23 protein-coding genes and 2 tRNA genes are annotated in these 25,923 nt (G+C 60.2%); 5 read left to right on the plus strand and 20 right to left on the minus strand.

All coding sequences use genetic code 11. The annotated features are described in order from the left end of the window. The 3 genes from INT12_RS05150 to INT12_RS05160 form a co-directional block, all read right to left on the minus strand. Positions 1-439, minus strand: a 439-nt coding sequence (locus tag INT12_RS05150; RefSeq protein ID WP_193058776.1) for a hypothetical protein, incomplete at its 3' end; no start/stop codon positions are given. A 99-nt stretch (positions 440-538) separates the two neighbouring features. Continuing rightward, positions 539-997: a hypothetical protein gene (locus INT12_RS05155; protein WP_081610224.1), complete on the minus strand. Its 459-nt coding sequence runs from the start codon at positions 995-997 to the stop codon at positions 539-541. Beyond that, a complete protein-coding gene (locus INT12_RS05160; RefSeq protein ID WP_017849739.1) occupies positions 994-1,908 on the minus strand; it encodes a hypothetical protein in 915 nt (304 codons plus the stop codon). Before INT12_RS05160 ends, INT12_RS05155 begins: the two co-directional genes overlap by 4 nt. Positions 1,909-2,095: 187 nt before the next feature. Between INT12_RS05160 and INT12_RS05165 the strand changes: the two genes are divergently transcribed. After that, positions 2,096-2,584, plus strand: coding sequence for an Hcp family type VI secretion system effector (locus tag INT12_RS05165; protein ID WP_046384893.1), 489 nt, complete (start codon positions 2,096-2,098; stop codon positions 2,582-2,584). Positions 2,585-2,599: 15 nt separating this feature from the next. Here the strand turns inward: INT12_RS05165 and INT12_RS05170 are convergent, their stop codons facing one another. The 10 genes from INT12_RS05170 to rnr all read right to left on the minus strand — a co-directional run bounded on the left by INT12_RS05170 (position 2,600) and on the right by rnr (position 13,875). Further along, complete coding sequence (locus INT12_RS05170; RefSeq protein ID WP_193040384.1) at positions 2,600-3,040, minus strand: hypothetical protein; 441 nt, start codon at positions 3,038-3,040, stop codon at positions 2,600-2,602. Then, positions 3,040-3,966, minus strand: coding sequence for a hypothetical protein (locus INT12_RS05175; RefSeq protein WP_046384895.1), 927 nt, complete (start codon positions 3,964-3,966; stop codon positions 3,040-3,042). The genes INT12_RS05170 and INT12_RS05175 overlap by 1 nt, the downstream gene beginning before the upstream one ends. A gap of 226 nt (positions 3,967-4,192) precedes the next feature. Beyond that, entirely contained in the window at positions 4,193-6,496 is a 2,304-nt protein-coding gene (locus tag INT12_RS05180) for a YgiQ family radical SAM protein (RefSeq protein ID WP_026140380.1), read from the minus strand. A gap of 96 nt (positions 6,497-6,592) precedes the next feature. Continuing rightward, positions 6,593-7,990 (minus strand): replicative DNA helicase, encoded by a 1,398-nt coding sequence (gene dnaB, locus INT12_RS05185; RefSeq protein WP_017849744.1) that lies wholly within the window; start codon positions 7,988-7,990, stop codon positions 6,593-6,595. Positions 7,991-8,100: 110 nt separating this feature from the next. Then, positions 8,101-8,547, minus strand: coding sequence for a 50S ribosomal protein L9 (gene rplI, locus INT12_RS05190; protein WP_010563337.1), 447 nt, complete (start codon positions 8,545-8,547; stop codon positions 8,101-8,103). A gap of 18 nt (positions 8,548-8,565) precedes the next feature. Continuing rightward, positions 8,566-9,459, minus strand: a complete 894-nt coding sequence (locus tag INT12_RS05195) for a hypothetical protein (protein WP_057003678.1) — start codon at positions 9,457-9,459, stop codon at positions 8,566-8,568. Positions 9,460-9,495: 36 nt separating this feature from the next. Then, positions 9,496-9,726: a 30S ribosomal protein S18 gene (gene rpsR / locus INT12_RS05200; protein ID WP_002551829.1), complete on the minus strand. Its 231-nt coding sequence runs from the start codon at positions 9,724-9,726 to the stop codon at positions 9,496-9,498. Between the two features lie 28 nt (positions 9,727-9,754). Continuing rightward, positions 9,755-10,177, minus strand: coding sequence for a 30S ribosomal protein S6 (gene rpsF / locus INT12_RS05205; RefSeq protein WP_003217491.1), 423 nt, complete (start codon positions 10,175-10,177; stop codon positions 9,755-9,757). Positions 10,178-10,486: 309 nt separating this feature from the next. Then, the gene (rlmB, locus tag INT12_RS05210; protein WP_046384896.1) at positions 10,487-11,242 is read right to left on the minus strand and encodes a 23S rRNA (guanosine(2251)-2'-O)-methyltransferase RlmB; all 756 of its coding nucleotides are present in this window, start codon (positions 11,240-11,242) and stop codon (positions 10,487-10,489) included. Further along, positions 11,239-13,875 (minus strand): ribonuclease R, encoded by a 2,637-nt coding sequence (gene rnr / locus INT12_RS05215; protein ID WP_193040382.1) that lies wholly within the window; start codon positions 13,873-13,875, stop codon positions 11,239-11,241. Before rnr ends, rlmB begins: the two co-directional genes overlap by 4 nt. A gap of 224 nt (positions 13,876-14,099) precedes the next feature. Between rnr and INT12_RS05220 the strand changes: the two genes are divergently transcribed. The 4 genes from INT12_RS05220 (at position 14,100) to INT12_RS05235 (ending at position 17,184) form a co-directional block, all read left to right on the plus strand. Further along, positions 14,100-14,186 (plus strand) — tRNA-Leu (locus INT12_RS05220). A gap of 176 nt (positions 14,187-14,362) precedes the next feature. Then, positions 14,363-14,449, plus strand: a tRNA-Leu gene (locus INT12_RS05225). 144 nt (positions 14,450-14,593) lie between these two features. After that, positions 14,594-15,619 (plus strand): extracellular solute-binding protein, encoded by a 1,026-nt coding sequence (locus INT12_RS05230; protein ID WP_046384898.1) that lies wholly within the window; start codon positions 14,594-14,596, stop codon positions 15,617-15,619. Continuing rightward, positions 15,619-17,184 (plus strand): ABC transporter permease, encoded by a 1,566-nt coding sequence (locus INT12_RS05235; protein WP_193040381.1) that lies wholly within the window; start codon positions 15,619-15,621, stop codon positions 17,182-17,184. Before INT12_RS05230 ends, INT12_RS05235 begins: the two co-directional genes overlap by 1 nt. A 108-nt stretch (positions 17,185-17,292) precedes the next feature. On the opposite strand, the gene INT12_RS05240 is transcribed toward INT12_RS05235, so the two are convergent. From INT12_RS05240 to hfq, 7 genes are all read right to left on the minus strand, one after another. Beyond that, positions 17,293-19,227: a methyl-accepting chemotaxis protein gene (locus INT12_RS05240; protein ID WP_026140382.1), complete on the minus strand. Its 1,935-nt coding sequence runs from the start codon at positions 19,225-19,227 to the stop codon at positions 17,293-17,295. Between the two features lie 139 nt (positions 19,228-19,366). After that, positions 19,367-20,656 (minus strand): adenylosuccinate synthase, encoded by a 1,290-nt coding sequence (locus tag INT12_RS05245; RefSeq protein WP_017849751.1) that lies wholly within the window; start codon positions 20,654-20,656, stop codon positions 19,367-19,369. A 54-nt stretch (positions 20,657-20,710) separates the two neighbouring features. Further along, positions 20,711-21,898: an ATP phosphoribosyltransferase regulatory subunit gene (locus INT12_RS05250; protein ID WP_017849752.1), complete on the minus strand. Its 1,188-nt coding sequence runs from the start codon at positions 21,896-21,898 to the stop codon at positions 20,711-20,713. A 280-nt stretch (positions 21,899-22,178) separates the two neighbouring features. Beyond that, the gene (gene hflC / locus INT12_RS05255) at positions 22,179-23,045 is read right to left on the minus strand and encodes a protease modulator HflC (RefSeq protein WP_017849753.1); all 867 of its coding nucleotides are present in this window, start codon (positions 23,043-23,045) and stop codon (positions 22,179-22,181) included. Beyond that, positions 23,045-24,220 (minus strand): FtsH protease activity modulator HflK, encoded by a 1,176-nt coding sequence (hflK, locus tag INT12_RS05260; RefSeq protein WP_017849754.1) that lies wholly within the window; start codon positions 24,218-24,220, stop codon positions 23,045-23,047. The genes hflC and hflK overlap by 1 nt, the downstream gene beginning before the upstream one ends. Before the next feature lie 96 nt (positions 24,221-24,316). Beyond that, on the minus strand, positions 24,317-25,618 hold the full coding sequence (hflX, locus tag INT12_RS05265; RefSeq protein ID WP_046384903.1) for a ribosome rescue GTPase HflX: 1,302 nt from the start codon (positions 25,616-25,618) through the stop codon (positions 24,317-24,319). A gap of 12 nt (positions 25,619-25,630) precedes the next feature. Continuing rightward, a complete protein-coding gene (gene hfq / locus INT12_RS05270; RefSeq protein WP_017849756.1) occupies positions 25,631-25,891 on the minus strand; it encodes an RNA chaperone Hfq in 261 nt (86 codons plus the stop codon). Positions 25,892-25,923 lie beyond the last annotated feature (32 nt).

The raw sequence follows: 25,923 nt of genomic DNA on the forward strand, positions 1-25,923 counted from the left end.
TGGCCACCCTTACCTTCCCGCGCATATGGCGAAGTTCTACGCATTTGGCACGCAGTTCCCGGTGGCGTTTGCTGCGAAGCAGCAGCAGGCCGAGTACCGGCCAAAAGAAGCATTCCGCGTAAATGAATGGGTTCGGTGAAAAATGAAAACCTGGCACAGCGACCAACAGGCAGGCGATGAAAAGGCCATACATGCCCCAGACCCACTCAGGTCGCCCGTAGGCAATCATGAAATTGCAGTGGGTGATAAACCAGGCCAAGAGCACGCATGCACTTTCAGCAGCAGCGTTCGATAACGATGGTAAATAATAGTTTTCCACCAGCACAACAACAGAAGAACTGCCGAAGATGCCCGCTAAAATTACGCCGATAAACACGGGAAAGTAGCGCAAAAGAAAAGGGCGCACCGGTATGAGAGGTTTCCGTCCGAGAAGTCTCACTCTGATATATCCTCATACAGCCCAACCGCGACGATCCGGATGTTCCCGAACAGTAAGTTGTCGGGAATGAGGCAACGCTCCCAATTAATCAAAGCAAAATCACCTTTTTTGTAGCCTGTCAGCAATTTTCCGTATCCGTTTTCGCCTAAAACGAAGTTCAACAAGCTTCCCACGCATCTCACGATGACGCTTGCTGTTGAGAATCAGCAGACCAAGCAATGGCCAAAACAAACTTTCGGCATAGATGAACAGATGAGGGGAATAACGAATGGCCGGAAGAGCGGTAACCAGGCAGGCTCCAAAATAGACAACCATGACCCACACCCAGTCTCGTCGCCCACGGACAATCATAATGTTGCTAAGACTCAAGGCGCATGCCAGAACGACACATGCCCACCACGCTACTTGTGCCGAAATAGCTAAAGAAATGGCTTTGAGATAGTAATTTTGCACTACCACCACTACGGAAGATCCAGCAAAAATGCTTGAAAAAATCCCCCCGAGAAACACGGGTAAATAACGCTTGAGAAAAGGGCGAAGGGGCAGCAGCAATATCACTCGGTCATCTCCTCATAAATTCCGACCGCGACAGTGCGAATATTCCCAGACATCGAACTGCTAGCAACCCCTAAGGCAGCACCTAGAGCGTCTTGAATCTGCAAAACAGTGCCCTGTTTTACTTCTGCGGGCGTAAAACGCTTTGGCATTTTTCCAGCGAGTTGCTTCAACCTGATCATTTTCCGGGTCATTTCCGGGTGCCGAATACTCAACAACTCCTGGGTCAACTTTGCTCGCTCTTGACGACTCAGTCCTTTCAACACCTGCGGCAAAGTTTTTCCGGTAGATTTTCTTGTCGCATTAACCAGTCGTATAGTTGCCAGTGCCGAGACACTAGCGCCCAGTAGCGAAACAGCATCCAAACCAATCGTCACAGCCTGATACCATGGCTCGCTATCCAGAGCATCGTTAAGAGCCGGGTCAATAATTTCGTTGCGAGTCCTCTGGCCGCCAACTAAGCACTGAATTGAACTGGCTGTTGCTGATGTAAAGCTTATCGCAGCTACCACCCCAGTAACCCCAAAGCTGAACGGACTGAGCGCCGATCCACTCAGTACCACGATCCAACTGATTACCGCAGAAGTACACGCCAAAGCTGTATTCACCGCCTCAAACGCCACCTGCGACTCTCGCGGCTCATTCGCCAGTTGCCGAGCGAACTCCACCCGCCCGACATAGCTGGGCGCCTCGCGCAAAATCACATTCTTCGGCGCGATACTGCAAATCGGCTGAAATTCACGCAGTACAACCATCCGTAGCTGCGCGTCGATGTACACCACGCCGGCACCGACGATGGCCGGATCAGCATCAATCGCCGCAAATAACTTGCGCAGATCAATACTGCTTTCCAGCCGCTGCCGCGTCATGTAATTGGGACTGAGGAAACTGTCTCTGAATACGCTGGAAGTCATCCCTTTACTCCTGAGGTTCACAAGAGCGCAGAGGGTAAAGACTGCCTATCCCCGAAAAATGTCAGAAGCTTCGCTTTATCCGGACAGGCACTTCCTGATCGTGATGCCGCCCCTTGTAAGCCATATCCCGAATAAGAAAAAGTACGCCCCGCGCCACTACCGGCGCACACCAAAACAGGGAGTGACAATGGCAACTGATATGTTTTTGAAGCTGGGGGACATCAAGGGCGAGTCCAAAGACCAGGCCCATCGCGACGAAATCGAGATCAGCCGATGGGGCTGGGGCATGTCCCAGACCGGTTCGATGCATACCGGCAGCGGCGGCGGTGCCGGCAAGGTCAATATTGAAAACCTGTCTGTCTCCAAGGTCATGGACAAGTCTTCACCCAACCTGATGATGGCCTGCTCCACCGGCAAGCATTACCCGGAGGCACGGTTGGTGGTGCGCAAGGCCGGTGGCAGCAATGCCGTGGAGTATCTGGTGATCACGCTGAAGGAAGTGATGGTCACGTCCTACCAAACCGACGCGGTGACCAGCAGCGATGTGCTGACTGAGGTGATAGCCCTGAACTTCGCCACGGTCGAAGTCAGCTACCAGCCGCAGAAATCCGACGGCGGCAAGGACGGCGGCGCCGTCAAATACGGCTGGAACATTCGCCAGAACGTCAAAATCTGAAACCACGTGCCGAGGCTACAGCCCCGCCTTGGCCGCCTCCCGCAACCGCCGCACTTCAACCAACTTCTTGACCATCGACCGATAGCCCTTGCTGTTGATCAGCAACAACCCCAGCAATGGCCAGAACAGGCTTTCACCATAGATAAACCAGTGCGGCCGGTAGAGCAGTGTCGGCAGCACGACCAACAGGCACACCGTAAAAAACGCCACCATCGCCCACACGGCCCAGGCTCGGCCGCGCACCACCAGGAAGTTGCTGTTGGCCACGAACAGCGCGGCGGCTATCACCACAAACCACGACACAGTGGCATTGGTTGCCATGGGCACGTCGGAAAAATAGGTGCTGGCCGCCAGGGAAATCGCCGCCGAACCGCCGAGGCAACCAGCGAGAATCACGCCGATGAATGCGGGAAAATGCTCCAGCAAAAACGGTTTAAGCGAAGGAACACCACTCATCACTCGGCCTCTTCGTACAAGCCAATCGCGAAGGTCTTGGCCTGTTTGTAGTTATCCGAACGCTTCAAGCCCCAGACGCTCAGCCCCGCACTGAAGGCATCGCCCAATTGGACATAGGTGGCGTGCTTGAGCTGGGTCGGCGTAAAGCGTTTGGGCAACTCGCCGCTCAGTTGCAGCAGCTTGCGCATCTTGTTCGACATTTGCGGGTCGGCCACTTTCAGCAGCTCTTTGGTGAGTTTCTCCCGCTCCTGCCCGTTCAGGCCTTTGAGCACCTGACGCAGGCTTTTACCCGTGGCAGCACGAGTGACGTTGACCAGCTTGACTGTCGTCAGCGCCGAGGCGCCCACGCCGACCAAGGCGGCACCGTCGAGGACTTTGGTCGCCGTCTGGTACCACTCTTCGTTATCCAGGTAATCATTCATCGACGGGTTGACGATTTCGTTGCGCGTGCGGAACCCACCGACCAGGCACGACACGGTGCTCGCCGAGGCGGCGGTATAGCCGATGGCCGTCACGACCGTGCTGGCCCCAGCGGTGAACGGGATAGCGATGGTGCCGCTCAACACCACCAGCCAGCCAATGACCGCGCCGCCGCAGGACAACGTGGTGTTGAAGGCTTCACTCACCAGTCGCGACTCCCGCGGGTTGTTCAGCACTTGGTCGGCAAACTGCGCCGGGGCGATGTATTTCTGCGCCTCGCGCACAATGATGCGCTTGGGTCGAATGCTGCAGATCGGCTTGAACTCGCGCAGGGTCACGACGTTGAAGTCGGCGTCGATATACACCACGCCCGCGCCGACGATGCCGGGGTCGGCGTCGATGATGGCAAACAGCCGAGGCAGGTCGACTTCACTCTCGATGCGCTGGCGCGCCATGAACTGCGAGCGGTTGGAGTCCATGCCGATGTTGAGCAGGGGGTTGCTCATGGGGGTGTTCTTCCTTGAAAAGTTGGGGACTGGACTGACGCCATCGGGGGCAAGCCCCCTCCCACATTTGAAGTGTGAATACATTCAAAATGTGGGAGGGCCGGTGCGACGATTCGGCTTGCTCCCGATAGCGATTTAATGGCCGCCACCTTAACAAACAGACTCCCCACCGGCTAGAAAGCAAAACGCCAGCACGAGGCTGGCGTTTGGCATATTCAGGCAACGATCAACGCGGTACCACCGGCTTGCGGGCTGGCTTGCCGCCCTTGCCCTTGGCCGCATCCGCGCGTTCCTTGGCGGCCTGCTTGTTGCGCGCCATGGCCGCGGCCTTGGCTTGCTCGCGCTTGTCCCACGGGTTGCTGCCGTCGCTGCCACGGGGCGGCAGGCCGGTGTGCTGGGTGAGGATCCTGGTGGTGGTTTCCTTGGCGACCTTATGGCTGCCGGCCGGCGTCGAGTTCTTGCGACGCGCGCTCTGGTAGCTGTCGGTGGCCGGCTGGTGCAACGGGATCAGTTGATCCTTGCCCGGCCCGATCAGGTCGGCGCGGCCCATGCGGGTCAGTGCTTCGCGCAGCATCGGCCAGCCTTTCGGGTCGTGGTAGCGCAGGAACGCCTTGTGCAGACGGCGCTGTTCTTCGCTCTTGACGATGGTCACCGCGTCGCTCTTGTAGGTGACCTTGCGCAGCGGGTTCTTGCCCGAGTGGTACATCGCGGTGGCGGTGGCCATCGGCGACGGGTAGAACGCTTGCACCTGGTCGGCGCGGAAACCGTTGCCCTTGAGCCACAGGGCCAGGTTCATCATGTCTTCATCGGTGGTGCCAGGGTGGGCGGCGATGAAGTACGGGATCAGGTACTGCTCCTTGCCCGCTTCCTTGGTGTACTTCTCGAACATGCGCTTGAACTTGTCATAGCTGCCGATGCCCGGTTTCATCATCTGGTTGAGCGGACCTTCCTCGGTGTGTTCCGGGGCGATCTTCAGGTAACCACCGACGTGGTGGGTGACCAGTTCCTTCACATACTCCGGCGACTCAACGGCCAGGTCGTAGCGCAGGCCGGAGGCGATCAGGATCTTCTTCACACCCGGCAACGCACGGGCGCTGCGATACAACTGGATCAGCGACGAGTGGTCGGTGTTCAGGTTCGGGCAGATGCCAGGGAACACGCACGACGGCTTGCGGCACGCGGATTCGATTTCCGGGCTCTTGCAGGCGATGCGGTACATGTTCGCGGTCGGGCCGCCGAGGTCGGAAATCACGCCGGTGAAACCCGGAACCTTGTCGCGGATTTCTTCGATCTCGCGAATGATCGACTCTTCGGAACGGTTCTGGATGATGCGGCCTTCGTGCTCGGTGATCGAGCAGAAGGTACAGCCGCCGAAGCAGCCGCGCATGATGTTCACCGAGAAACGGATCATGTCGTAGGCCGGGATTTTTTCCTTGCCATACGCCGGGTGCGGGACACGTGCGTAAGGCATGCCAAACACGTAGTCCATTTCTTCGGTGGTCATCGGAATGGGCGGCGGGTTGAACCACACGTCCACTTCGCCGTGTTTCTGCACCAGGGCCCGGGCGTTGCCTGGGTTGGTTTCCAGGTGCAACACGCGGTTGGCGTGGGCATAAAGCACCGCGTCACCACGGACTTTTTCCACCGATGGCAGGCGGATCACGGTCTTCTCACGGGTCATGCGCGGGCTGGCCAGGATCTGCACGACCTTGGCTTCCTGCGGATCTTCAACCGGCCCCTTTTCCTGCTCGATGGCGCAGGCCTGGGTGTCCTGGGTATTCACGTATGGGTTGATGATCTTGTCGACCTTGCCCGGACGGTCGATACGGGTGGAGTCCACCTCATACCAGCCTTCGGGCGTATCACGGCGAATGAACGCAGTGCCGCGCACATCGGTGATGTCTTCGATCTTGTGGCCCCACGACAGGCGCTGGGCCACTTCGACGATGGCCCGCTCGGCGTTGCCGTACAGCAGGATGTCGGCGGTGGCGTCGATCAGGATCGAATTGCGCACCCGGTCCTGCCAGTAGTCGTAGTGGGCGATGCGGCGCAGGGACGCTTCGATGCCACCGAGCACGATCGGCACGTTCTTGTAGGCTTCCTTGCACCGCTGGCTGTACACCAGGCTCGCGCGGTCCGGGCGTTTGCCGGCCATGCCGCCAGGGGTGTAGGCGTCGTCGGAGCGGATTTTCTTGTCGGCGGTGTAGCGGTTGATCATCGAGTCCATGTTGCCGGCCGCGACGCCGAAGAACAGGTTCGGCTCGCCGAGCTTCATGAAGTCGTCTTTGGACTGCCAGTTCGGCTGGGCAATGATCCCGACGCGGAAGCCCTGGGACTCCAGCAGCCGGCCGATGATCGCCATGCCGAACGACGGATGGTCAACGTAGGCATCACCGGTGACGATGATGATGTCGCAGGAATCCCAGCCAAGCTGATCCATCTCCTCCCTGCTCATCGGCAGGAATGGCGCAGGACCGAAACATTCGGCCCAGTACTTGGGATAGTCAAATAACGGCTTGGCTGTTTGCATGACGGTGACCGGTGTTGAGATGAAAAATCGCGGGCGCGGAATATAGCACAAATTTTGACCAATTCCGACGATAACAGTAGGAATTGAACAGAAGGATTATTCGTCGTCGTCGAAGTTGTAACTGCCCGGCGCAAGGTTCTCGAAACGCGTGTATTTGCCGATGAACGCCAGGCGGATAAAGCCGATCGGGCCGTTCCGCTGCTTGCCGATGATGATTTCGGCAATGCCTTTGTGCTCGGTCTCCGGGTGATACACCTCGTCACGGTAGACGAACATGATCACGTCGGCATCCTGCTCGATCGCTCCGGATTCACGCAAGTCGGAGTTCACCGGGCGCTTGTTGGGACGTTGTTCCAGGGAACGGTTGAGCTGCGACAGCGCCACCACCGGGCAGTTGAATTCCTTGGCCAGGGCTTTCAAGGACCGGGAGATCTCGGAAATCTCGTTGGTCCGGTTGTCGCCGCTGGAACCCGGGATCTGCATCAGTTGCAGGTAGTCGATCATGATCAGGGCGATATCGCCGTGTTCACGCACCAGGCGGCGGGTACGCGCGCGCATCTCCGACGGGCTGATGCCCGCGGTGTCATCGATGAACAGCTTGCGGTCGTTGAGCAGGTTGACCGCCGAGGTCAGGCGCGGCCAATCGTCGTCTTCCAGGCGACCGGCGCGTACTTTGGTCTGGTCGATACGGCCCAGGGACGAGAGCATCCGCATGATCAGCGATTCGCCTGGCATCTCCAGGGAGTACACCAGCACGGTCTTGTCACTGCGCAACACGGCGTTTTCCACCAGGTTCATCGCAAAGGTGGTTTTACCCATGGATGGACGGCCGGCGACGATGATCAGGTCGGACGGCTGCAGGCCGCTGGTCTTCTCGTCGAGGTCGGTGTAGCCGGTGGAGATGCCGGTGATGGCGTTGTCGGTGTTGAACAGCGTATCGATGCGGTCGATGGCCTTGGTCAGCAGGTCGTTGACGCTGACCGGGCCGCCGGTCTTCGGCCGGGCTTCGGCGATCTGGAAGATCTGGCGCTCGGCCTCATCAAGGATCTCGGCGGCGCTGCGACCTTCGGGGTTGAAGGCGCTGTCGGCGATTTCGGTGCTGATGCCGATCAACTGGCGCAAAGTGGCGCGCTCGCGAACGATCTGGGCATATGCCTTGATGTTGGCGACGGACGGCGTGTTTTTGGCCAACTCACCGAGGTAGCCCAGGCCGCCGACCTGGGAGGTCTGGCCTTCCTTGTCCAGCTGCTCGGCCAGGGTCACCACGTCGATCGGTGAGTTCTGGTCGGCCAGCTTGGCGATGGCGCGGAAGATCAGGCGGTGGTCATGACGATAGAAATCACCGTCCGAGACTTGATCCAGCACGCGTTCCCAGGCGTTGTTGTCCAGCATCAAACCACCGAGCACGGCCTGTTCGGCCTCGATGGAATGCGGCGGCACCTTCAGGGCAGCGGTTTGCAGATCGTATTGCTCAGGAGCTGAAATATCGTTCATGGCCACTTGGAATTAGGGGGTGTGAAAAAAACAAAAGGCACGACCTGTAAACAGGATCGTGCCCGATGTTAACCGCCTGGCACGCGAGGTGCCAGTCAGTTAGGTGCGACTTAAGCTGCTACCACGACAACGCGTACAGTGGCTTCAACTTCAGCGTGCAGGTGCACGGCTACGTCGAATTCACCTACGTTGCGGATGGTGCCGTTCGGCAGACGAACTTCGCTTTTCGCAACTTCAACGCCAGAGGCGGTCAGTGCGTCAGCGATGTCGTGGGTGCCGATCGAACCGAACAGCTTGCCTTCGTCACCGGCGGTGGCAGTGATAGTCACTTCCAGCTCAGCCAGTTGGGCAGCGCGAGTTTCGGCCGAAGCTTTTTTGTCTGCTGCTGCTTTTTCCAGCTCAGCACGACGCTCTTCAAACGCAGCCAGGTTGGCAGCGGTTGCAGCGGTGGCTTTGCCGTATGGCAGCAGGTAGTTACGACCGTAGCCGGCCTTAACGTTCACTTTGTCGCCCAGGTTGCCCAGGTTGGCGACTTTTTCCAGAAGGATCAGTTGCATGTGAAAATCCTCTAACTTTTAACCTTCACCGTTCGCGTTATCGGCGTCTTTCGGCGCCAGACGACCGCGAAAATCAATCAGGCCGTCGACAATGGCCAAAACCACGAGTAACGGATAGATCAGCTGCATGAACAGCATCAGCGTGACGTACAACCCCACCAGCCAGAACCTGGCCAGGCGCTTCTGCGCCACCAGCCCGTGAATCAGGGCCAGCCCGGAGAACACCAGCGGTACGCTGCAAAACAGCAATAACAAGGCCGCCTCTGGACCGAAGTTCGGTCCGACCACCATGCATGCCAGCAGCAACATCGCCGGGCCCGCGGGGATTCTGATACTGCGAAACTCGCGACCAAAACCACCCGGGTTGTACAACAACGCCTGCCAGTAACGCCCAAGCATCAGGCTCAGCACACTGACAATCTGCAACACCACCGCCATCAGGCCGATCAGGGCCGGTGCTATCAGCGCCGCAAGGCGCGCTCGCTCGTCTACCGACAATTGCTGGTAGAGCTCCCCGAGAGCCAGCGGCAGGACCTTGACGATCTCTTGCGCCAGCGCCTCGATTTGCGGGTGGAAAGCCGCGCCGAGCAACACTGAAAACACCAACCCCAATGCCACGCTGACCAGCAGCGTGCGGACCCAGGACTCACTTGCGCGTAAAACCAACGCAAGGCTCGACGACCCCAGCAGCACCATAAGCACTTTGGGTTCGCCCAATTGCAGCCACCAGATCAAGGCGGCCAGCAACCCCAGGGCCAGGACGCCAACGGCATCCTGCAAACCGCGCCGCAGAAGCACAAGGCATCCCGCGGCAGCACCCAACCAATACAACAACGGCAATGCTGCACATCCAGCCACTACCAGAGTGGCCTGCACGCGACCGCGCATGATGAACTCAGCTAAGGCGCGCATGCATTCAATCCCTTACTACTTGTCGACTGCCCGGTCTCAGCGGCCGTGGCTGTCGGTGTAGGCCAGCAGGGCCAGGAAGCGGGCGCGCTTGATAGCGGTGGCCAGCTGACGCTGATAACGTGCTTTGGTACCGGTGATACGGCTTGGAACGATTTTGCCGGTCTCGGATACGTAGGCTTTCAGAGTGTTGAGATCTTTGTAATCGATCTCTTTCACGTCTTCAGCGGTGAAGCGGCAGAATTTACGACGACGGAAGAAACGTGCCATTTGATAGGCTCCTTAAAAGGTCCGTGGATTACTCGTCAGCGTTATCGCTGTTGTCGCTGTCATCACTATCAGCGCTTTCAGCGCCTTCGTGCTCAGGACGGTCGCGACGCTCACGGCGCTCACTGCGGTTTTCTTCAGCCTTGAGCATCTCGGATTGGCCGGTAACGGCTTCTTCGCGACGGATGACCAGGTTACGGATCACAGCATCGTTGTAGCGGAAGTTGTCTTCCAGCTCGGCCAGGGCCTTGCCAGTGCATTCAACGTTCAGCATCACGTAGTGAGCCTTGTGAACATTGTTGATTGCGTAGGCCAGTTGACGACGGCCCCAATCTTCCAGACGGTGGATTTTGCCGCCGTCTTCTTCGATCAGCTTGGTGTAACGCTCTACCATGCCGCCGACTTGCTCGCTTTGATCCGGGTGGACCAAAAAGATGATTTCGTAATGACGCATGAATGCTCCTTACGGGTTGTAGCCTGCCGCTCAAAAACGGTCAGACAAGGAGTGAATGACACTTATGGATCTTGCCGCAGGGAGGCACATCGGTGCCTGCCAGGAAGGCAAGGGGCGCAATTGTAGAGAAGGGGGAGGAAGGGCGCAAGGTGATTGGTGATTATTTGAACAATCTTCCAGGCACCACAAAACAAAAGTGGGAGAGGGCTTGCTCCCGATTGCGGTGAGGCAGTCACATTATAGGTAACTGATCTACCGCAATCGGGAGCAAGCCCCCTCCCACATTTTGCATCTATGCCAGGCCCGACATTACTTCTTGGTCTTGGCCTTCGCACCGCGCTGGCGCTGGGCTTCGAACAGGCACACGCCGGTAGCGACCGATACGTTGAGACTGCTGACGCTGCCAGCCATCGGCAGATGAACCAGGTAATCGCAATGCTCGCGAGTCAGGCGACGCATGCCCTTGCCTTCGGCGCCCATGATCAGGATGGTCGGTCCGGTGAGGTCCTGGTCATAAATGCTGACCTCGGCCTCCCCCGCCGTGCCCACGACCCACAGGCCGCGCTGCTGGAGTTTCTCCAGGGTGCGCGCGAGGTTGGTCACGGCCACCAACGGAATCACTTCCGCCGCGCCGCATGCGACTTTACGCACAACCGGCGTCAACGTGGCCGACTTGTCCTTGGGCACGATCACCGCCAGCGCACCGGCAGCATCCGCAGAACGCAGGCAGGCGCCGAGGTTATGCGGGTCGGTCACGCCGTCCAGCACCAGCAACAGCGGTGCGCCTTCGGTTCGGTCGAGCAGTTCGTCGAGCATGGCCTCGCCCCACACCTGGCTCGGGCTGACATCCGCGACGACGCCCTGGTGGACGCCTTCAACCCACACGTCCATTTCGCGACGCTCGGCCTGGCCGATCGCCACACGGTTTTCGTTGGCCAACTCGACCAGCGCCTGCACGCGCGGCTCGCTGCGACCTTCCGCCAGCCAAACCTGTTTGACGCGCTTAGGGTGATGACGCAGCAGTGCTTCTACGGCGTGGACGCCGTAGATTTTTTCCAGACTCATGACTTGGCCTTAGGTTTACGCGACCCGCCGCTTTTCGCGGGGACCGAACCCGCTTTTGGCGGGCCTTTACGGTGTTTACTGGGCTTGCTCGACGGCTTTTCCGCCGTGTGGGGCTTTCCCCCAGACGCCGCTTTACCACCGCTTTTGGCTTCGTTGAGCAACTGCTGCTTCAACTCACGGCTTCTGCGCAGTTCGGCGTTTTTCGCCGCTGCGTCGCTTGGGCGGTAGGCCTCGGGAACCTTGTCCTTGGCCGCCGGACGACGACCGGCCTTGGCCGGCGCAGGCTCGGCAACCGCGGCCTTCGCAGGAGCGCCCTTGCCTTGGGTGGCCGGCGCGGCGGTTTCGCTGCCACGTTTTTTACGGCCGATCGGCGCGGCGATGGTTTTTTCGGCCATCTCGAAGTCGATCTTGCGTTCGTCCAGGTCGACGCGCATGACGCGCACTTCGACCGTGTCGCCCAGGCGGAAACTGCGACCGGTACGCTCGCCCGCCAGGCGGTGATGCACAGGATCGAAGTGGTAGTAGTCACCCGGCAAGGCGGTGACATGCACCAGGCCCTCGACGTAGATATCGGTCAGTTCGACAAACAGGCCAAAGCCGGTCACGGCCGTGATCACGCCAGGGAACGACTCGCCCACGCGGTCCTTCATGAACTCGCACTTGAGCCAGTTCACGACGTCGCGGGTGGCTTCGTCGGCACGGCGCTCGCTCATGGAGCACTGCTCGCCGAGCTGTTCCAGGGCCGCTTCGTCGTAAGGATAGATCCGCGCCTTCGGAATGGTCATGGCACCGGCGCGCTTGACGTGCGGGGTGTCCTGCTTGGAGTGGATCACGCTGCGGATCGCACGGTGCGTGAGCAAGTCCGGGTAACGACGGATCGGCGAGGTGAAGTGGGTGTACGCCTCGTAATTCAGGCCGAAGTGGCCCTGATTGTCGGCGCTGTACACCGCCTGGCTCAGCGAACGCAGCATCACGGTCTGGATCAGGTGGAAATCCGGACGGTCCTTGATGCTGGCCAGCAGTGCCTGGTAATCCTTCGGCGACGGGCCGTCCTTGCCTTTATGCAGGGACAGGCCGAGCTCGCCGAGGAAGGCGCGCAGTTTTTCCAGACGCTCCGGCGGCGGGCCGTCGTGTACCCGGTACAGCGCAGGAATTTCGTGCTTCTTCAGGAATTCAGCGGTGGCCACGTTGGCCGCCAGCATGCATTCCTCGATCAGCTTGTGCGCGTCGTTGCGGGTGGTCGGGGTGATCTCGGCGATCTTGCGCTCGGAACCGAAGATGATCCGGGTTTCCTGGGTTTCAAAATCGATCGCGCCACGCACATGACGTGCGCCCAGCAGCACCTTGTACAGCGCATACAGCTGCTTGAGATGCGGCACCACACCGGCGTATTCGGTACGCAGGGCCTTGGCTTCGCTGGTCTTCGGCGTTTCCAGGATGGTGCTGACCTTGTTGTAGGTCAGGCGCGCCTGAGAGTGGATCACCGCTTCGTAGAACTGGTAGTCGGTCATTTCGCCGGTTTTCGAGAGGGTCATCTCGCACACCATGGCCAAACGGTCGACTTTCGGGTTCAGCGAGCACAGGCCGTTGGACAACTGCTCAGGCAGCATCGGGATCACGCGCTCAGGGAAATACACGGAGTTGCCGCGCACCTGGGCTTCGTTATCCAGCGCCGAACCGATCTTCACGTAGCTGGAGACGTCGGCAATCGCCACGTATAACTTCCAGCCGCCGGAGAACAGGCGCAACTTGCCAGGCTTGGCTTCGCAATACACCGCATCGTCGAAGTCGCGGGCGTCTTCGCCGTCGATGGTGACGAACGGCAGATGGCGCAGGTCGATGCGCTTTTCCTTGTCCTTCTCTTCGACTTCCGGCTTGAGCTTGGCGGCTTCCTTGAGCACAGCTTCGGGCCAGACGTGAGGAATATCGTAGGTGCGCAGCGCGACGTCGATTTCCATGCCCGGCGCCATGTAGTTGCCGACCACTTCGATGATATCGCCCTGAGGCTGGAAGCGCGGGGTCGGCCAGTGGGTGATTTTCACCTCCACGAACTGACCGACCTTGGCCGCGCCATTGCGGCCCGGGGTCACCAGCACTTCCTGCTGGACCTTCGGGTTGTCCGGAATGACGAAGCCGATGCCGCCTTCTTCGAAGTAACGCCCGACGATGGACTCATGGGCACGGGACACCACTTCGACGATCACGCCTTCACGGCGGCCGCGACGGTCCAGGCCCGACACGCGCGCCAGCGCACGGTCGCCATCGAACACCAGGCGCATTTGCGCCGGGCTCATGAACAGGTCGTCGCTGCCGTCATCCGGGATCAGGAAGCCAAAGCCGTCACGGTGGCCGGCAATGCGACCCAGGATCAGGTCGAGCTTGTCCACGGGCGCATAGGTGCCACGGCGGGTGTAGATCAACTGAGCATCGCGCTCCATGGCACGCAGACGGCGGCGCAGGGCTTCGAGCTGGTCTTCGGTGGTCAGACCGAATTCTTCAACCAGCTGCTCGCGGCTAGCAGGCGAACCACGATCGGCGAGATGCGCCAGGATCAGTTCGCGGCTAGGAATAGGGTTTTCATATTTTTCCGCTTCACGAGCGGCCTCGGGATCGAGGGACTGCCAATCGGCCATTAGAGAGTTTTCACCTTGTCTATATGCGGGTTAGTTTGGCATACGCGTATTGAAACGGGAAATTTCAGGCGTCAACAAGCGTTTTAAAGCACTTTGTGACCGCCAACACGCACCTTGTACGACCATTGGCGAAATTTTCCAGGCTTTTTTCATGGCAGGGGTTTACAGTTCAAAAGCCACTCCGTATAGTGCGCGCCATCGACGACGGCAACGTTGAAGATACTGCCCAGATGGTGAAATTGGTAGACACGCCAGCTTCAGGTGCTGGTGACCGCAAGGTCGTGGAAGTTCGAGTCTTCTTCTGGGCACCAATTCAAAACTCGAGGTCAGCCTTGAGTTATCCAGAAACCCGCGAAAGCGGGTTTTTGCGTTACAGTCCTTTGATTCTTAACGAAAAACTGATTTATATTTTCGAATCAGGGGTTTACAGATCAAAAAGCGCTCCGTATAGTTCGCTCCATCAACAGCGGCAACGTTGCTTGATAATGCCCAGGTGGTGAAATTGGTAGACACGCCAGCTTCAGGTGCTGGTGATCGCAAGGTCGTGGAAGTTCGAGTCTTCTCCTGGGCACCAAATTCAGATCAAACCCGCGAAAGCGGGTTTTTTCGTTTCCGGGGTGTGAAAACCGCCCCATGGATTTCTCCTTCATCCGCACTTGAGAAGCTTTATCGTTTATTCTTGCAACGATTTGTTGCACTCAAGCGAGGAAACTTCCGGATGATGATCCGTGGCACCCATCTCAAGACATCCCTTCTGCGTGGCCTTAGCCTCACTCTGCTCGGCCTGACCCTGCTCTCGCCCACCGCCTATTGCGCCGACAAGGTTGCCCTGACCCTGTACAACGGCCAACACAAAGAAGTCGGCGATGAACTCGCCAAAGCCTTCGAAGCCAAGACCGGCATTCACGTCAACGTGCGCAAAGGCAGCAGCAACCAACTGGCCAGCCAGGTCGTCGAAGAAGGCGCGCGCTCCCCGGCCGATGTGATCTACACCGAAGAATCGCCGCCGTTGAACAAACTCGGCGAGCAAGGCCTGCTGGCGAAAATCGACGCCGGCACCCTCGAGGTATTGCCCAAGGATTACATCGGCAGCCAGGGTGACTGGATGGGCGTGACCGCGCGCACCCGCGTCGTGGCCTTCAACCCGAAACTGATTGCCGAGAAAGACCTGCCCAAGTCGGTCCTGGATTTCGCCCGCCCCGAATGGCAAGGCAAGGTCGGCTTCGTGCCCACCAGCGGCGCGTTCCAGGAGCAAGCCGTGGCGATCATCAAGCTGCACGGTCGCGAAGCCGCCGAAGAATGGCTGACCGGCCTGCGCGCCTTCGGCAAGGTGTACAGCAACAATATGGTCGCCCTCAAAGCCGTGGAAAACGGCGAAGTCGCCAGCGTGCTGGTGAACAACTACTACTGGTTTGCCCTGAAGAAGGAAAAAACCAACCTGGACTCGCAACTGCACTACTTCACCAACGGCGATGCCGGCGGCCTGATCACCGTGTCTTCCGCTGCCGCACTGAAATCCAGCAAGCACCCGCAAGAAGCCCAGCAACTGCTGGCGTTCATGGTCAGCGAAGAAGGCCAGCGCGTAATCACCAACACCTCGGCCGAATACCCGCTGCGCAAGGGCATGGAGTCCAGTCGCGGCCTGAAGCCGTTCAGCGAGCTGCAGCCACCGAAAGTCACCCCCGCCGACCTGGGCAACGCGCAAGAAGCCCTGGACCTGGAACGTGACGTTGGCCTGAACTGATGAACCCATCGCTCTGCGCTGCCGCCCTGCGCGGGGGCTACAGCCCGCGACGCAAGCGCCCGTCGATCTGGCTGTTGCTGCCTGTGCTGCTCCTGGTGGGCTTGAGCCTGTTGCCGCTGGCGTATGTCGGGCTCAAGGCCTGGCAAGCGGGCTGGGCGGAGGCCGTGCATCTGCTGTGGCGCCCGTATGTGTTCGGGCTGCTGCGCAACACCCTGGCGCTGATGGTCGGGGTGACGCTGGCGTGCGGCGTGATCGGCCTATCCCTCGCCTGGCTGCTGGAGCGCAGCAACCTGCCGGGGCGCCGTCTCTGGGGCGTGATCCTGTGCCTGCCGTTTGCGGTGCCGGCGTTTGTCAGCGGCTTCACCTGGGTGTCGCTGAGCGCTAACTTCGAAGGGCTCGGCGGGGCGATCCTGGTGATGACCCTGTCGAAATACCCGCTGGTGTTTCTGCCGGTGGCGGCGACCCTGCGCAATCTCGACCCCTCCCTCGAAGAGTCCGCGCGCACCCTGGGGCTGAATCGCTGGGGCGTGTTCCGGCGCATCACCCTGCCCTTGCTGTGGCCGTCGCTGTTGGCCGGGGCATTGTTGATCGCGCTGCATATGCTGGTGGAATTCGGCGCGCTGTCGATCATCGGCCTGCAGACCTTTACTACGGCCATCTATCAGCAATTCGAACTGGAATTCAGCAACGCCAATGCAGCGATGCTGTCGGCGGTGTTGCTGGCAATGTGCCTGACGCTGCTGTGGCTGGAACTGCGCGTGCGCGGCAAGGGCCGACATGTGCGGATCGGCCAGGGCGCGGCGCGGCATGCGGAACAGATCCGACTGGGCAAGTGGGCGCCATTGGGGCAGCTGTATTGCCTGGCGCTGGCGATCATCGGCAGCGGCATTCCGCTGGGGATGCTCGGCTATTGGCTGGCGGTGGGCTCGTCGGCCGCGTTCCCGGTGGCCGAGATTGGTGAGGCGCTGCTGTCCTCCCTGGCGCTGTCGCTGGGCGGTGCGGCACTGTGCCTGGCACTCGCGGTGCCGGTGGGGTTGCTGGTGGTGCGCTACAAAGGCCCGCTGGCGCTCTGGGCCGAGCGCCTGCCGTACTTGCTGCACGCCCTGCCCGGCCTGGTGATTGCGCTGACGCTGGTGTACTTCGCCTTGCACTACGTGCCGGCGCTGTACCAGACGTCGGCACTGCTGTTGATTGCCTATGCGCTGCTGTTTCTGCCGCTGGCCCAGGCGCCGATCCGGACGGCCTTGAACAAGGCGGCACCGCAGCTGGAAGAGGCTGCACGCACGTTGGGGGCGTCGTCGTTCAGTGCCTTTTGCCGAGTGACCCTGCCGATTATTTTCCCGGCTTTGGGGGCGGCATTCGCGCTGGTGTTTCTCGATGCGATGAAGGAATTGACCGCGACATTACTGCTCAGCCCAACCGGGCTGAATACCCTGGCGACAGCGGTGTGGGCGCACACCTCGAATATCGAATTCGCGGCGGCGGCGCCGTATGCGGCGTTGTTGATTCTGGTGTCGGGGTTGCCGGTTTATTTGCTCACGACGCGGATGTATCTGAGTCGCTGAAACCGCTATCGGGGGCAAGCCCCCTCCCACAGTTGACTGGGTTCCAGCTTTGGAATGCAGTCGAATGTGGGAGGGAGCTTGCTCCCGATGGGGGCGACACAGACCACACTAAGCCCGGAACTGCCCCAGGCTCGCCTTCAACTGCGCCGCCAAGCCATCCAGCACCTTGCCGCTGGCCGTGGTTTCCACCACAGCCTGTGCGGCACGCTCGGCCTGGGCATGGATCACCTCGACCCGCCCACGCACCGCATGCGCGCCCTGGGCCTGATGCTCGGCCGCACGAGTGGCCAGGCCAATCGCCGCATGCACCTGCTCCACCGAGGCCTGCACCGTCTGCTGCAAGCGCACACTGTCGCGCAGCACCAGCAAGCCTTCGTTGGCCTGGCGCCCGGCCTTGCCAATGGTTTCGACGGCCTCGCGCGCGCCCTGCTGCAACGCCACGATATGTGCCTGGATATCGCCGGTGGAGCTTTGGGTTTTACTCGCCAGCGCACGCACCTCGTCCGCCACCACCGCAAAGCCACGCCCGGTCTCACCGGCACGCGCCGCTTCGATGGCCGCGTTGAGCGCCAGCAGGTTGGTCTGCTCGGCGATGCCATGGATCACCGTCAATACCACTTCGATCTGCTCGCTTTGCGCGGCGAGGCGCTCGATGACCTTGGAACCGGCCTGCACCTGGCCCGCCAGCGCTTCGATCAAGCTGCCGACTTCAGCCGAAGTGCGTGAGTTTTCATCCGTGGCCTGGCGAATATCCACCACCTGCTGCAGAGCGGCTTGCATCGCATGGCTTTCGGCCTGCGCCTCATCCGCCATCTGCGACAGCGCGCGCAGGCTCTCGGCCACTTCGTCGCGCTGCAAACCGGCAGCCGCATCGGCGCCGGCATTGCGCAAGGTCATCGCGCCGATTTCCACACCGGTACGCTGCGCTACATCGCCGGCCTCGCGCACGATGGGCTGCAACTTATCCACAAAGCGATTGACCGCCGACGCCATGTCGCCGATCTCATCTTTGCTGTTGATCTGCACACGCTTGGTCAGGTCGCCCTCGCCCGCCGCCAGATCATCCATGGCCGCGATCAACAGTTTCAGGCGATTGACTACCCGCCGCCCGAGCACCACCGCGATCAACAGCAGCACACCGAAGCCGACCGCCGCGAGCCCCATACCGATGCGCCAGCGCAAGGTGCCCGCCGCGTCCTGCACGGCATTGGTGGTGTTGGCGGTCATCTGGGTGGCGGTCGCCTGCGCCGACTGCAACCTCGCGCCCATGGCGGCCGCGCTATCGGCCGCCGCACCTTTGAGGCTATCGCCCACCAACTGATCGCCGCTGGCGATCAGTGTCGCAAAGCGCTTATCCAGCGCCTGCAGGTTGGCTTCCACCGACGCGGTCGAGACCCCCATGCGAACCTTGCCGATCTCGACACCGTTGGGGCTGATGGACGCTTCGACGTAGTACACGGAAGAGTCCGCCTTGGCGGCGTCCAGCACTTTATCCAGGGCGCGGTCGCCCTTGCCCTTTTCCAGCAGCGCCTGGTTGATCGGGTTTTCCCGGTTCAGATAGCGGGTCAGATGCTCACCGGCGGCGTCGTCGTAAACCACGAACAACACGTTGGGATTGCGCTGGGCCCGGCGGGCGAACTCCGACAGCGTCGGCACATCGTTGTCCCACATGGCGCGAGGCGCCACGGATGCCAGCAGTTGCGCCATGTCGTTAGCGGAGTCTTGCAAGTCTTTTTCCAGGGTCGCACGCAGTTGCTTCTGCTCTTCCTGCAGGCGCGCAGAAAGCCCAGCGGTCAGACGCTGACGGGTACTGCTGGACAAGCTGTCCAGGCTGGATGTGACTTCCTTGCCGGCCTGGGCCAATTCGCCGGACAGTTTCTGACTGTCGACCCCGAGGCGATTGCCCAAATCAGCTTCCAGCGCCGTGACTGTGCTCCGAGTAAGAGCGACCGCCACCAGCACTTGCACCAAAAGAGCGATACCTAGGGTAACGAACACCGGCCGCAACAGACGACTTTGTAACAATGAGAGAACGGCAGACATCGGGAATCCCTCCACCACGGGTGCCATTAATTTGATAGCACCGCGAAAGAAGGAAATACAGCAAGGGTCGTGCCGTTTGGCGAACTTAAACGAAAAAGGGCTCCCTGAGGAGCCCTTTGCGTTTTACATCAACAGCTTATTAAGCGAACGGGTGACGCAGAACGATGGTCTCGTTGCGGTCCGGGCCCGTCGAAATAATGTCGATCGGTGCGCCGATCAGCTCCTCAACGCGCTTGATGTACGCACGAGCGTTGGCGGGCAGCTCTTCCAAGGTCTTGGCACCCACGGTCGATTCGACCCAGCCCGGTACTTCTTCGTACACTGGCTGCAGACCCACGTAGCTGTCTGCGTCAGTCGGGGCAACGACCTTACCTTCTGCATCTTTGTAGCCGACACAGATGTTGATGGTTTCCAGACCGTCGAGTACGTCCAGCTTGGTCAGGCAGATACCCGAGATGCTGTTCACATCGATAGCGCGACGCAGGATAACGGCATCGAACCAGCCACAACGACGAGCACGGCCGGTAGTCGCGCCAAACTCGTGACCTTGTTTAGCCAGGTGCGCGCCCACTTCGTCGAACAGTTCAGTCGGGAATGGACCCGAACCGACCCGCGTGGTGTAAGCCTTGGTGATGCCGAGGATGTAGTCCAGGAACATCGGGCCAACACCCGAACCGGTAGCGACGCCGCCAGCGGTGGTGTTAGAGCTGGTCACGTAGGGGTAGGTACCGTGGTCGATGTCCAGCAACGAACCTTGGGCGCCCTCGAACATGATGTCTTTGCCAGCGCGACGCAGGTCGTGCAGCTCGGCCGTCACGTCCAGCATCAGCGGCTTGAGCAGCTCAGCGTATTCCTTGCATTCGGCCAGGGTCTTGTCGAATTCGATGGCTGGCTCTTTGTAGTAACCCACCAGCATGAAGTTGTGGTAATCCACCAACTCACGCAGTTTGTCTTCAAAGCGCGGCATGTTGAGCAGGTCGCCAACACGCAGGCCACGACGCGCAACCTTGTCTTCGTAGGCTGGGCCGATACCGCGACCGGTAGTACCGATCTTCAGCTCGCCACGGGCCTTTTCACGAGCCTGGTCCAGCGCGACGTGGAAGGACAGGATCAGCGGGCAGGCCGGGCTGATACGCAGGCGCTCGCGCACCGGTACGCCTTTCTCTTCCAGCTTGGTGATTTCCCGCATCAGGGCGTCGGGTGCAACCACCACGCCGTTGCCGATCAGGCACTGCACGCCTTCGCGCAGGACGCCCGACGGGATCAGGTGCAAGACGGTTTTTTCGCCATCGATGACCAGGGTGTGGCCAGCATTGTGGCCACCTTGGTAGCGCACTACGGCGGCAGCATGTTCGGTCAGCAGATCAACGATCTTGCCTTTGCCCTCATCACCCCATTGGGTGCCCAGGACTACGACATTCTTACCCATAACACTTGTCCTCATTCGCGCAAACTTGGTGCCGGCGATGGCCGGCAGGAAAACTCAAGAAGCCAGTGGCGATACTTGCCAAAGCCCGTTCTGCAGAATCAATTGCCGGTCGCAGTCCGCTTCACGGGCGGCGGCCAATGGCTGCCCAGGCAACGCCTGGACGACACGCTGACCCTCACCGCGCAACTGACAAACCTGCTGCCAGAGTGCTGCGTCCGTACTGTCGGGCATCCAGATGCCACCAGACGGCAGCTCGACCTCAGCACGCCCCAGGGTCACCAGGGTTTTCAAATCGGTGGAAAAGCCGGTGGCCGGACGCGCACGACCGAAGTCGGCGCCGATATCGTCATAACGACCGCCTTGGGCGATGGCCTGGCCAACACCCGGCACAAACACAGCGAACACCACACCGGTGTGGTAGTGGTAACCGCGCAACTCACCCAGGTCGAAATACAGCGGCAGTTGCGGGAACCGCGCCGACAACTGCGCGGCAATCGCCAGCACGTCATCCAGTGCCGCCAATACCGGCGCCGGCGCATTGGCCAGGCGCTCACGGGCAGCGTCCAGGACTTCGCGGCCGCCGCACAGGTTCACCAGCGCACGCAGCATGTCAGCCAGTTCGGCCGGCACGCCTTCGGTCAGGGCGACGACTTCATCGATTGCCTTGCGCTGCAGGGCATCGAACAGCTGTTGCTCCACTTCACCGGACAAACCGGCCGCACGCGCCAGGCCACGGTAGATACCGACGTGGCCCAGGTCCATGTGGACATCCGGCACGTCAGCCAGTTGCAGCATGGCCAGCATCAGGCTGATGACTTCCACGTCGCTGCTCGGGCTGGCATCGCCATACAACTCGGCGCCCAACTGGATCGGGCTGCGCGACGACGACAACGCCCGCGGCTTTGCATGCAGCACACTGCCGGCATAGCACAGGCGGCTCGGGCCTTCGCGACGCAGGGTGTGTGCATCAATGCGCGCCACTTGCGGCGTGATGTCGGCACGGAACCCCATTTGCCGGCCCGATTGCGGGTCAATGACCTTGAACGTGCGCAGATCGAGGTCCTGGCCCGCGCCGGTCAGCAGGGATTCCAGGTACTCGATATGCGGGGTCACGACAAACTCGTAACCCCAGCTCTGGAACAGATCCAACACCTGGCGACGCGCTACTTCAATGCGCGCAGCTTCTGGTGGCAGTACTTCTTCGATGCCATCTGGCAGCAGCCAGCGGTCTACCGTTGCCATTACGCCATTCCCCTATGATCCGGGCGGCCAGCCCTCGGCCGAGCCTTGAGTGAAGCAGAAAATGCCTGCCCCCGGCATAAACCACGCGCAAGAGCGACGTGACGAACGGCCTGCAAACGGCCTCGTCGGGCACTTTCCTCGAAAAATCTGTCGCGCCTGCCGAATCAAACATGCAGACGCAAAAAAGCCGGGAATTTCCCGGCTGCCGCATCATACACCCGTTTTCTCAAAGGATCACCCCGCCAGGCGTTTTAGCCGCCCGACGGGAGTGAACAATGAGTTACTTGGACTTTTCCAGGTAGCGGAAGAAGTCGCTGCTCGGGTCCAGCACCATGACGTCGGTTTTGTTCGCAAAGCTTTCACGGTAGGCACGCAGGCTACGGTAGAACGCGTAGAACTCCTGGTCCTGGCCGTAGGCTTTGGCGTAGATCGACGCGGCTTGCGCATCACCGTCACCACGCGCCTCTTCAGACTCGCGATAGGCCTCGGCCAGCAGTACGCGACGCTGACGGTCGGCATCCGCACGGATACCCTCGGCCAGTTCGTTACCTTTGGCGCGGTGCTCACGCGCTTCACGCTCACGCTCGGTGCTCATGCGCTCGAACACGCTGCGGTTCACTTCCTTCGGCAGATCGATGGCCTTGACCCGGACATCGACAACTTCGATCCCCAGCTCTTTTTCAGCCATCGTATTCAGCGAACGGGTGATATCCGCCATCAGCGCATCACGTTCACCGGACACCACCTCGTGCAGGGTGCGTTTACCGAACTGGTCACGCAGGCCCGATTCCAGACGACGCGACAAACGCTCGTCGGCAATCTGCTTGAGGCCGGAGGTCGCGGTGTAGAAGCGCTCGGCATCCTTGACGCGCCACTTAGCGTAGGCGTCAACCATCACGGCTTTCTTTTCCAGGGTCAGGAAACGCTGTGTCGGTGCATCCAGGGTCATCAGGCGCGCGTCGAACTTGCGCACCTGGTTGACGTAGGGGACTTTCACATGCAGGCCCGGCTGGACGTCTGCCTGGACCACGCGACCGAATTGCAGCAGCACCGCACGCTCGGTCTGAGCGACGATGTAGAAGCAGTTCCAGGCAGCGATGACCACGACGACGCCCACAATCAGGGCGGTCAGCGATTTATTGCTCATCAACGACTCTCCCTGGTACGTGTTTGCTGTTGCAGCAAGTCAGCGGCCGCACGGGCGCTCGCTTCGTTGGCAGCCGCATTCGAACCGGTGGCCGGTGCGCTGGCGCCACTACGTCCACCTTCGATCATCTTGTCCAACGGCAGGTACAGCAGGTTGTTCTGCCCACCCTTGCCGCCGGTCACGAGAACCTTGCTGGTATTGCTGAAGACTTCCTGCATGGTGTCCAGGTACAGACGCTCACGCGTGACTTCCGGTGCCTTGCGGTACTCGGCGACCAGCTTGGTAAAGCGATCCGCCTCACCCTTGGCGCGGGAGACCACTTCATCGCGGTAACCGTTGGCATCTTCAAGGATGCGCTGGGCCTGACCACGGGCTTCCGGCACGACGCCGTTGGCGTAGGTTTCAGCCTGGTTGCGCGAACGCTGCTCGTCTTCACGGGCGCGGATCACGTCATCGAAGGCTTCCTGCACTTCACGCGGTGCCGCTGCGCTCTGTATGTTGACCTGGGTGACGGTGATACCAGTGCGATAGGTGTCGAGGAACCGTTGCAGGCGCTCCTTGATCTCGCTGGCCATCAATTCACGACCCTCGGTGAGCACCTGATCCATCGCGGTGGAACCCACCACGTGGCGCAGGGCGCTCTCAGTCGCCTGTTGCAGACTGATCTCAGGTTGATCGACGTTCAGCACGAAGTCCTGCAGGTTGCTGATCTTGTACTGCACGGTCAGCGGCACTTCGACGATGTTCTCGTCTTCGGTCAGCATCTGGCCCTGCTTGGTGTAGGCACGCTCACGCGTGACGTTCTCCATGTACTTCTTGTCGATCGGCGGGAAGTAGATGTTCAGGCCCGGGCCGACAGTCTCGTAGTACTTGCCGAAGCGCAGCACCACGGCTTGCTCCTGCTCGTCCACCACGTAGACCGCGCTGTACAGCCACACGGCCGCGAGCACGACAAGCCCAAGGCCCAGCAGGCCATAGCCGCCGCCCTTGCTTGTGCGACCGCCATCGTCACCACCGCGTTTTTTTCCACCACCGAACAACCCATTCAGGCTTTCCTGCAGCTTTCGGAAGGCCTCGTCGAGATCCGGCGGCCCCTTGCGGTCGCCATTATTGCGGCGCTTACCACCCCAAGGATCCTGATTATTCGAGTTGCCACCCGGCTCATTCCAAGCCATAGCGCTCTCCATCTGATAAAGCAAAGACGCACCCACGGCGCGCCGACCAATGCTACAGAATGCCTGCTACTGCGGCACAACCGCTTTCTCAGGCTTTTATTGCAAAGTGTGTTGCTCGATGAACTCTGTCGGTACAACGCCTTCGCGACTGACCAGCCGATTCAGCTCCGAGCGCGGCAATCGAACGGCCAGCAAGCTGACGCCATCTTCATCGTGTTCTTCTTTCTGTACCGCGCCCAGCTCGAAAAACTGTGCACGCAGTCGAGCAAAACGCTGAGGCAAGCGCAAGGTGCCGACGAACAAATCGTTGCCGAGCAACTCGGCAATCGCTTGCTCGAGCAAGTCCAGGCCCCGGCCATCACGCGCCGACAGCCAGACCCGCTGGGGCTTGCCGTCCTCGTCGCGCTGAATTTGTGGCTCAACGCCTTCAAGCAAATCGAGTTTGTTATAGACCTCGAGGATGGGCAAGTCCTGGGCACCAATCTCGCCCAGCACCACCATCACCTGTTCAATCTGCAACATGCGATCCGGCTCGGCCGCATCAATCACGTGCAACAGCAGGTCGGAGTTGCTCGACTCTTCGAGCGTAGACCGAAACGCCTCGACCAGCTTGTGCGGCAAGTGCCGAATGAAGCCCACGGTGTCGGCCAGCACGATCGGCCCCAGGTCGGCCAGTTCCAGGCGGCGCAGGGTCGGGTCGAGGGTCGCGAACAGTTGGTCGGCCGCGTACACGTCCGACTTGGTCAAGTTGTTGAACAGCGTGGACTTGCCGGCGTTGGTGTAACCCACCAGGGAAACGGTCGGGATATCCGCACGGCTGCGGCCACGTCGCGATTGTTCGCGCTGGCTGCGGACTTTTTCCAGCCGGCCCTTGATCTGACGCAGGCGAACCCGCAACAGTCGCCGGTCGGTTTCCAGCTGGGTCTCGCCCGGGCCACGCATGCCGATACCGCCACCCTGACGCTCAAGGTGAGTCCAGCCGCGCACCAGCCGGGTGCTCATGTGGTCAAGCTGGGCCAGTTCAACCTGGAGCTTGCCCTCATGGGTACGCGCGCGTTGGGCGAAAATATCGAGAATCAGGCCGGTACGGTCGATCACGCGACACTCGAAAACACGTTCGAGGTTACGTTCCTGACTGGGCGTGAGGATGTGATTGAAGATCACCAGATCGGCCTGTTCGGCATGGACCAGGTCGCGCAGTTCCTCGACCTTGCCGCTGCCAATCAGGTATTTGGCGGTTGGCCGATGACGCGGCACGTTAAAAAACGCAACGGTCTCGGCGCCGGCCGAATTAGCCAACTCCTGAAACTCCTGCGGATCTTCGCGCGCCTCAGGGTCCTGTCCATCCAAGTGAACGAGGATCACTCGCTCACCACCACCGTGGCGCTCAAAGAACAAAGGAGACTCCTATCAGGCGTTACCTGGCTCAGCGTCACCCTGTTCGCCATCAGTCGCGCTAGGCAGACGGATTGGACGGACGGGAACGACTGTCGAGATAGCGTGCTTGTAAACCATTTGGCTGACGGTGTTTTTCAGCAGGATAACGAACTGGTCGAACGATTCGATCGTACCTTGCAGCTTGATACCGTTGACCAGGTAGATGGAAACCCCCACTTTCTCTTTACGTAAAGTATTCAAGTAAGGGTCTTGTAGCGAATGCCCTTTTGACATGTGCCGCACTCCTTTAAGGATCAATAATAAAA

It is taken from the genome of Pseudomonas sp. K8 (genome assembly GCF_014889455.1).
Taxonomy (GTDB): domain Bacteria; phylum Pseudomonadota; class Gammaproteobacteria; order Pseudomonadales; family Pseudomonadaceae; genus Aquipseudomonas; species Aquipseudomonas veronii.